The 9,333-nt window shown below is 58.7% G+C and carries 5 protein-coding genes; 2 read left to right on the forward strand and 3 right to left on the reverse strand.

Features of this window, described 5'->3' with window-relative positions; all coding sequences use genetic code 11:
- Positions 1 to 149: 149 nt before the first annotated feature.
- A complete protein-coding gene (locus ACYSM9_RS21400) occupies positions 150 to 1,076 on the reverse strand; it encodes a LysR family transcriptional regulator (protein ID WP_461858961.1) in 927 nt (308 codons plus the stop codon).
- Positions 1,077 to 1,679: 603 nt separating this feature from the next.
- Here ACYSM9_RS21400 and ACYSM9_RS21405 point away from each other — a divergent pair.
- Positions 1,680 to 2,990, forward strand: coding sequence for an MFS transporter (locus ACYSM9_RS21405; protein WP_461858962.1), 1,311 nt, complete (start codon positions 1,680 to 1,682; stop codon positions 2,988 to 2,990).
- Between the two features lie 229 nt (positions 2,991 to 3,219).
- Complete coding sequence (locus tag ACYSM9_RS21410) at positions 3,220 to 4,809, forward strand: aromatic amino acid lyase (RefSeq protein ID WP_461858963.1); 1,590 nt, start codon at positions 3,220 to 3,222, stop codon at positions 4,807 to 4,809.
- Positions 4,810 to 5,566: 757 nt separating this feature from the next.
- Here ACYSM9_RS21410 and ACYSM9_RS21415 read toward each other — a convergent pair.
- Both ACYSM9_RS21415 and ACYSM9_RS21420 read right to left on the reverse strand, forming a co-directional pair.
- On the reverse strand, positions 5,567 to 6,154 hold the full coding sequence (locus tag ACYSM9_RS21415) for a HutD/Ves family protein (protein WP_461858964.1): 588 nt from the start codon (positions 6,152 to 6,154) through the stop codon (positions 5,567 to 5,569).
- Positions 6,155 to 6,310: 156 nt separating this feature from the next.
- Complete coding sequence (locus ACYSM9_RS21420) at positions 6,311 to 9,031, reverse strand: aminotransferase class I/II-fold pyridoxal phosphate-dependent enzyme (protein WP_461858966.1); 2,721 nt, start codon at positions 9,029 to 9,031, stop codon at positions 6,311 to 6,313.
- Positions 9,032 to 9,333 lie beyond the last annotated feature (302 nt).

Raw genomic sequence — 9,333 nt, forward strand, 5'->3', positions numbered from 1 at the left:
CAGAAGAACTGGCATTTTCCCACGTGAACACTGCCAGATTAACTGACAACGGACATTAGGCGTCTTGGCCGGATGCATCGCCTGCCCCGCTTGCGGAGAAGTTCCCCAGGTTCTGGCCGTGAGCCGGGGAACTGGGCAATCCCCGGGACTCACGCCCACCCATTCTCGATTTCGGATACAACCTGCGTCGCGATCTCTACGAAGCTTTTAGCGGACAAGTTCGGGAGGCGCTGCTGACGCCATGCAATTCCGATGATCCGAGGGTTGACATGGGCCAAGGGACGGCAGGTTATTCCATCGCGGTGTGGGTCGATAGCGAGGCGGGGAAGGATGGCAGACCCATATCCGTTGGCGATAAGACTGAGGATAGTTCCGTTGTGATTGCTTCGAAAGACGACCTGTTTCTTGAGCTGAGGCCGTCCGAGTCTGCTTTCGATCTGGTGCTCATCCCTCATTCGTCCATAGGTGATGAGTGGGAGGCCTGACAAGGCATCTGCGGAAATTGCCCCTACTCCGTTGGCGAGGGTGGAATCGCTAGGCACCACCAGCAAAAATGGATCCTCGAGGAGGGTCACCGCTTCAAAGGGACCATCGATGAGGGGGAAGACCATGAAGGTGAGATCCAAGTCCCCTGATTCAACCTGGCCGAGTAGATCGCTATCGTCGTCCAGTTCAGTGAGAAGGACCTGCACGCGGGGAAACCGCTCAGCGAAGAGCTTCAGAACCTGCGGCAGCACGCGTACGCTAATGCTCTCGTAGCACCCAATGCGAAGTGTGCCGGCGAGGCCCTGATGAATTGCAGAGAGGTCCTCCAGAGCATTTTTAAGTCGATCATGGATGGCATCGGCATGGGTGATTAAGATGCGACCTGCCGGGGTCAATATGATCGAGCGGTTGTTGGATCGCTCTATGAGCCTGTGACCAACGATCTGCTCAAGCCTGCTTATCTGCTGGCTCACAGCGGATTGAGTGTAGCCCAGAGAACGGGCGGCTGCCGTGAACGATTCAGCGCGCGCTACTTCCGCAAAGGTGACCAAGTGCCTGAGTTCCAGCTGACTCAAAGAGGGCTTTTCCATTTCAGCAGTCTATAAGCAACCCTAATGAAGATCAGTAACAATTCGAGTTGGCGCTAATGCTGTGATGGGGGTCATGCTTGTGACGTACCGAGTTTTCTATACCATTCAATGCAGGAGTCCAGTCGTGAACACCGCAACGGCACCCCCTATCACGGACAGTCTGGGTCTGGAACACTACCCGCTGGATCGCTTGACAGCCGGAAGGGGCAGTTGCTTGTCATTCTGGACGAGGCGCCCTCCGGTTTGCAGGAGCACGCCGGCTGACAGATATAGCGAAGCGGCCGAAAGCACAACGCCGTGCATCGTGGTAGCCCTGAGTCAATTCTCCGACACGGTGAGAATGGCCAAAGAAATACTGGCTCCTGGCGCCGCATTCGTCGAGTTCCTCCCGGGACTCTCAAGCAGTCCTTTGCACTCCATGGCCTGACCGGCGCCAGGCCATCTCTCTGCGCTGTACCCCATGGCTCCCTCCCACCGAGCAGGGAATCGCCACCTTTAGGCCACAGTTGCCGCCTCAGCCCTATCCCACGGAAAACGGTGACTTAGCGATGATCTCGCCGTAGTGCTCTCTGTCCTGCACCACCTCGAAAAATAAAGGTCGCAATGACTATTCCAACAAACGCAACGTCCACGGCCCCGACTCTGGACGAACTCCCTTTCAGTCGTTTTCACCTAAAGATCACCGCCATGACTTTTGGTGCCAACTTCTCTGACGGCTTCGCCTTGGGCATCATCGGGGCGGTCCTGCCCGCCCTAACCGATCAGATGAACCTCAGCGGCTTTTGGGAGGGCATGCTCGCCAGTTCGGCATTGATCGGACTCTTCTTCGGCAGCCTCTTCCTGGGCCGCGTGAGCGATGTGATCGGCCGTCAACGGGTCTACGTGCTCAACTTCATCCTCATCGCCGTCGCGTCGGCTCTACAGTTTTTTGCTCCCAACGTCGAAGTTCTATTTGTCCTGCGGCTATTGATTGGATTTGGGCTGGGAGCGGATTACGCGGTCGGGCCCACACTCCTGTCGGAGTTTGCACCCCGAAAGAGCAGGGGCTTCATGCTCGCCTCCCTCACGGTTATGTGGACCGTGGGATATGTTCTGGCCAACGTCATGGGAGCCTACATCGACTTTGGCCCCGACACGTGGCGCTGGCTGCTGGCAAGCGGAGCCATCCCTGCCGTAATCGTGCTTCTCGTTCGCATCGGAACGCCCGAGTCCCCGGGATGGCTCATCAGCCAGGGGCGCGTCAGTGAGGCGAAGGCCATAATACGCAGGTTCCTCAACGTTGAGATGAATCCGAGCGACTACGAAGTGGAAGTAACATCCGGCCGATACCGCGAGCTGTTTGGTCGGGGAATGCGCAAGCGCACTGCTTTCGGCGCGATCTTCTTCAGTGCACTGGTACTGCCGTATTTTGCCATCTACACATTCGTTCCCACCATCTTGGACGGCCTGAAAGTCTCCGACTACGACCTCCAGAATCTATTGATCAACCTATTTTTGTTGGCCGGGGGCATTGTCGGTCTTTGGTTCATGCACAAGATGTCCCGCCGGTCATTTACCATCTGGACCTTTGTGATCCTCGTGATTTCGCTCGTAGTTCTAGGCCTTGTCAGCGACATGTCAGCCTTTATCCTCATGGCGCCCTTCCTTGTCTACAGCTTTGTTATGTCCGGGGGATCCAACATCACCCAGGTTTATCCGCCGGAACTGTTCCCGACCAGATTGCGCGGATCCGGTGTGGGGCTGCTGAACTCGATCAGTCGCATCGCGGCCGCCGCCGGAACATTTGCGCTACCTCTTACTTTGGACAGCTGGGGCATCCCGGGAACTATGTTTGCACTGGCTGGCGTCCTCTTGTGTGGCCTGGTCGTAACCCTCATGTGGGCACCGGCCACCGAGAAAGAACACCTTGTATAGGACCAGCCCTAAGAGGAGCCGAAACACTCTCCCTGAATACCGACCAAATCAACCAATTCAACCCCAGCCGTGCCTGTTGAGCAGGCATACGAAGGCAGGGGTGTCAGCGGCAGCTCCGGTAACCGGGACCAGTCCGTAGCTGAAGCAGGTCTCGCAGCATTCAAACCGAGTCAGATGCCCGCCACGCCGGAGGACATCCCACTCGTCCTGCTTTCCCTAGCAATGGCGTTTGGACGATGTTTCCGCTGATCCCACGTACCGACTGAAGAAACTTGATGGATTGATGTGGCCGGAAGTGCTGGAACGTCTGGCGCTGACGATCCACATCTCAGGAAAGGAAAAAATGATTGAAATCAACGGGCGCGACTTGAGCCTGTCCGACATAGCAGCGGTCGCTGCCGGGGGCGTCCAAGTCGGGTTATCGCCCTCGGCCCTTGACCGTATGAAGGCTTCGCAAGACTCCGCCCGAGCCACTTCACTGATTCGCCCTGTCTACGGACGCTCCACCGGGGTGGGTGCCAACAAGTCGGTCTCCCTGCCGCAGTCCAACAGTTCTGCCGATGTTCATGGCCTGAACCTTTTAAGGAGCCACGCTACCGATGCTGGCAGCGTCTTGGCCCCGCAGGTGGTGCGCGCCATGCTGGTCATTAGGCTTTCCCAGCTTGCGGCCGGCGGTTCGGGCATCCACCCCAAAGTGGCCGAAGCCCTTCAAACAATGATCAACGACGACTTCCTGCCAAAAGTTAGGGAGTTCGGCGGAATCGGCACAGCCGACCTGCCAGCTCTGGCAGGAACCGCACTGACCCTGTTGGGTGAGCGGCAGCCTTTAGGACCCGGAAGTTCCATCCCGCTCCTGAAGGACTGGACCACGGAAGATGCCTTGCCGTTCATCAGCTCAAGTGCACTCACCATCGCCCAAGCTGTCCTGGCCCATCAAAAGCTAACCGTTCTGCTGGAGAATCTTACGTCTGTAAGTGCATTATCCTTCGCTGCTATGCATGGTAATCCCGAAGCTTTCAGCCCTGAGGTGGCTCGTGCCGCCGATTCGCCTGCGGCGCGGCAGATGACTCAGAAAGTCCGTGCGCTCATCGCGGGAACCACTACTGCTGCCCGGATCCAGGATCCATTCTGCCTGCGAACACTGCCGCAGGTCTTGGGTTCTATTGCAGAAGAGCTCGACGCACTTGGGACACTGCTGGAAACGCTTGTGGTTTCCAGTCACGAAAATCCGCTGGTCTACGGATCTGTGACTGACGGCAGCAACGGCGTTGTGCACCACGGACTTTTCCAGATGATATCGCTCTCTCGACGCTTGGACGCCCTGCACCTGGCTCTGGGGGCTTCCTGTGCCACTCACCTGCATAGAATTGACCTGCTCTGCGATCCAACATATACAGGACTGCCCCCTTTCCTCGCCCACGACGATTCAGGCCAATCCGGAGTCATGATGCTTGAATACGTGGCTGCGGCCGCAGTCGGCGTTATTCGTGCGAACGCGCAGCCAGCCAGCCTGCAGTCCGTGGTGCTTTCCTTCGGCACCGAGGAGGATGCAAGCTTTGCCAGCTTGGCGGCTTCCCGGTTGGAGCAGACAATCGACGCCGTAGCCACAGTGACAGCAGTAGAACTCATTTGTGCCGGTAGAGCCCTACGAATGCAGGGGCGAACGTTCGGGACGGACAGCCGATTCTCTGATGCGCTGGAAGCGGCGTTCACTCTGCCGGCCGAAACTGTGGACAGAGATCTCCGGCAGGACATTGACCAAGCGATGAACCTAGTGCAACAACCTCAGTTGGGAGTAACAGCACTCGCTAGGCGTTGACACCGGGCTTTCGAGATTCGGCCGGACATCCCTCTGTGGAGACACAAGCATCTTTCCGCCAAGGCCGGGGTGATGCACTTCCTTTCGGGGGCCGTTGTGTCCGGAATCCGCCCTAAACACCGCCGCCTCGCTGCTGCGCAAGGTAACCGGACCTGCTTGGATCCCGGACCCGGGCAACACGGACGCCAGCGGCTTTGCTGCTTACAGTGCCTCAATTCAACGAGTCGGTGCCTTCTCGACCCGGATGGAAAAGTCTTTCGACGCAGTCTCTTTGCAGGCGGCACCCCTAGATGCCATAGCCCCGCTTGAGGCAGCAGAGTATTCCGAGGGCGGTTATCCGAAGTGCTCAGCGGTCTTGTGGCGAGCACTTCGGATAAGCCGTACCTATCCTGAGCCGCCCCGGGCCTCGGGGCACCGATAGGCTACTACGCCGGTGTGGCCGCCGCGCGACTATGCCCAGGTCCCACTCCGGGGGCTGGTGACCCTCATATCACCAATCCCCTATGCCGGATAAGCGGATTACCGTCGGTATTTCTGGGGGCTGTAAAGGTCCAAGGGCTGCGGCAGGTATGCTGCTCCCTCATGGTCCACCGCCAAGTTTTGGAGCAGGCAAGGCTTCACCTTGGCCGTCAGACTTCACTGCGAAGAGGAGTCTCTTAGCCGACGGTGATCGTCAGATCCATTGCCCACGGTCTTGACGTGGGTCATCCATCGTTTCGGTTTCCCAGGATTTTGGATACCCTTCAACCCGTCGGCGTTAGGCAACGGCGGCTATGGACACTACGGCGAGGATGCCGGAGCCGGTAATCCTTGGCGCCTGGGTGTCAGAGCCAACGACAGAGTCATAACGCGACAGAAACACGACTTGGGCGCCATCGCTGACAGCAGCCCGCCCTTGGAGAAGAATTCCCAGTTGACCCTCGGATATGGGGTAGGAGCAGTTTTGCTCAAGCTCCATAATGGTGGTGCGCCCAGTGAAGCTTTTTTTGCGCGTAATCACATTCAGATCCCGGATACCCCCGGCGGGTAGTGTTCCGTGCACATGCGTGTCTCCTGAGAACTGGAACGGTCGGTACTTTTCAAGCTTTTGTTCCCAGCCGTCACCGGTCAGAGTCATATGGTTTCCCCCGATAACCGTGAGGACGCGCTCCATCCCGGGGAAGAGTGAGAAGTCGCCCTCTTTAGCTACGTCAGCGATACTCACACGCCAATCCCAGTCGTCGCCGGCGGCACCTGCGGCGGTCGCCATTGGTGCTGTCGGAAACCTGGCTACTTCCCGTGTCACCCCGCCGCCGTTACGCCACAGCTGCGGCGTCAGCAGTTCAAAGCGAATTAAACGCATCATCCCGCTCCAGATACGCGCGATCCCGGCCTTGACGTGGCTGGCTTCCCACCCTTAGCTTCGCCGCCACCCTGGCTGCATTGAAAGTGGTGGCGGGGGAAACGACTGCTTTGTAGGAGTTGTTCGCCGTGTTGTTCCATCTCGTCCAGCCCCCCGGGCTCAAGCGTTGGTGTGGTCGTGCGAGGTCATCACACGGAACCCGACATTGGGCAGATAGCCATGAATTTCTCGCGTATCGAGCGCAGTCATGAAGTCAAGAATGTCGTGAGTGATCACCTGACCGGGAACTAAAACAGGGAATCCGGGCGGGTACGGGGTCACGAAGGCAGCCGAAATGACCTCCTCGCCGGCGTCGAGCCTCTCTTTTAGCCGTCCCGCAGTGAGGTACACCGTGCCGTCCTCCTTGTAGGTATCAAAGTATGCTGCCCGTACATCTCCGTCCGGGCCGTCCGGGGTAGAGCGATAGCGTTCGGGGAAGTGGCTGAAGTCAGGCAGGGGCGGCGGCTCGGAGGTCAGTGCTTTAACCCGGCCCTCCCACGCTGACTTGTCCCGCGAGTTCATGCCGGCGTGAGTTTCGTCGAAGGTCTGCGCCAGCTTAACCAGAACCTCGATCAGATAGGCGACGGCGCTGCGTGATGTGCCGATGTTAGTCATGAACAACACGCTGTTCCGGGAGGTTTTGTTGACCTGGATACCGAATTGGTCCATGAGGTACTCGTGTTTAAATGTGTCCCCATCGACGCCGGTCCGACCGATGTCGAGGGTGAACCGGCTGGGATCAACGACAAATTCGTCCAACCGCCATGACTCCTCCATCATGGCAATCCCATCGCGTAAAGGAGCCACGCTGCGGGTCTCACGGAAGTCCTCAGGGACGAGGTCCCCGGTAGAGAGGACACGGAAGTACTTCCTCAACAGCGGGTGCCGGGCGATCGCTTGACCAACACTCACGGCGAGGTCGACCTGCCGTTGGACCAGTTCATAACCTTCGAGCTCGGCCTGCCGTCGCCCAATGTCCAGGGAGGCGAGAATCTGGTAGTTCGGCGACGTAGAGGTATGTGTCATGTACGCTTCACGGAACGCTTCCTCGTTGAGGTTCCCGTAGTCCTGGTCAAAGACGTGAATCATGGATCCTTGCCGAAGCGCCGTCAGGGTTTTGTGCGTCGATTGGGTAGCGTAAACCCGCAGGCGCGCGACCGCAGGGTCCGGGAGCAGACGAGTTTCCAGCCACAGCTCATCGTCGAGCGGCTCGCCGGTTTCGGGATCGTGAAGACTTCTAGCCTGTGCCGCCTGGCGTTCGGCATAGCCCGGATCCGCGAAGTCTGCCTCGAGTTTCCGCGCAGCAGCCATTGCCGTGCGACGGCGGTAGACCGGATGGAATCCGGCGAATGCAAACCACGCTTCGTCCCATAGGAACACGAGGTCCGGCTTGATAGCGAGGCATTCGGCCATCACTCGTTCGACATCGTAGACGATGCCATCGAACGTGCAGTTCGTGAGGGTAATCATCTTGACCTGGTCAAGGCGTCCCTCCCGCCGGTAGCTGAGGAGCATTTTCTTGACGCTGGCTAGAGGGACAGCGCCGTAAAACGAATGCTCGTTCAGCGGGTAGGCCTCGAGGTAGGCAACCCGGGCACCGGCCAGGACCAGGGCGTAATGGTGTGATTTGTGGCAGTTGCGGTCCACTAGCACGATGTCCCCCGGGGCGACGATCGACTGCTGGACGATCTTGTTGGCCGTGGACGTGCCGTTAGTGATGAAGAAGGATCGCTTCGCGCCGAAAGCCCGGGCTGCGGATGCCTGCGCCTCCTTGATGGATCCATGGGGATCCAAGAGAGAGTCCAGGCCGCCGGAGGTGGCAGATGTCTCGGCCAGAAGCAGGTTCAACCCGTAAAACTCCCCCATGTCCTTAATCCATTTCGAATTCACAACAGAGGAACCTCGGGAAATGGGCAGTGCATGGAATACCCCGGTTGGTTTTCGGCTGTGCTCCTGGAGAGCAGTGAAAAATGGAGTCTTGTAGCGTGCAGCGATGCCGGCCAGCAGCGAGAGGTGCAGCTCCAGGCTGTCATCCTTGCGGAAGATGCGGCTGAAACGTTGAGTAAGCGCACCTGCGGTCTTTTCGATGGAGACCCCTGCGATCAGGTAGAGGTCCAGTTCTGGACGCATATCCGTGAGTTTTTCCGCCAGCGCGAGAATCCGGGCGACGGGATGCGCTTCCTGCGGAATATCCGAAGTGAACGCGTCGATAAAGCGCCGCAGGTCCCGGCCCAGCCGGTGGGACGTTCTGGAACGAAAGCCCGGACGGATAATGCAGGCCTGAATATCGGGGTTAAGCAGCACAGCGACCATCGCGTCATCGAAGCTGGGTACGACATTGACGTCATAGCGGAAATCATCGCCGGGACGCCGGAGACCTCGAATTTCTTCCTTAAACTTCGCCTGTTCCTGCGCGGTCGAGTCATCGATGACCAGAACTTCGAACCTCGGTCGGTTGTCATCGGTCACGTCCGGATCTTCGGACCATCGACCATGTCCCGGTGCGTCGTCGGGCTCATCGACTGTGCACGGAAGCAGGCCCGCCGTTGTTGCTGTCAGCTCCATCACCGCCCGGTAGTCCTTCGCCTCTGACCGTTCCCGTAGACGTTCGACAAGGGCCATTCCAGGTACGGCCCAATAAAGCTCGATGGACTCCAGCAGCCGCAGAATCCTGACAATTTCGTTTTCGAGTTTGGACGCTTGTTCCGCCGACACACCGTTGGACTGCTGCTTGGCTACGTAGCTGAGGAACTCCCAGGTGTCGCTGCGCAGACGCCATACACTGCTCGGCGTCCCAATCACTGGTTCAGCGGGCGCAGGGGTTGCTTGGACGGCGCTCATTCTTGTTCTCTCATGAGTTGTTGGGTTGGGGGCCGGGGCCCGGGACCGTTAATCGGTCTCCGGGCCCCAGCAGAACGGGCAGTCATCTTCGCAGTCAATGGCTTGGCGGCTGGCAACGGTCATCTCTGGAAGGGGGACGAAGACAGCTCCCGGGGAGCCTTCTGCGGTGACGAAGTGCAACGCTTCCACCGGTGACGCTCAGCCGGCCCGACCGGCTGATTCCTGCATGGGGATGCGGACGCCGCGTTCCTTGGCGACGTCGAGGGCGCGTTCGTAGCCGGCGTCGGCGTGGCGGATGACGC

The organism is Arthrobacter sp. C152 (assembly GCF_054890965.1).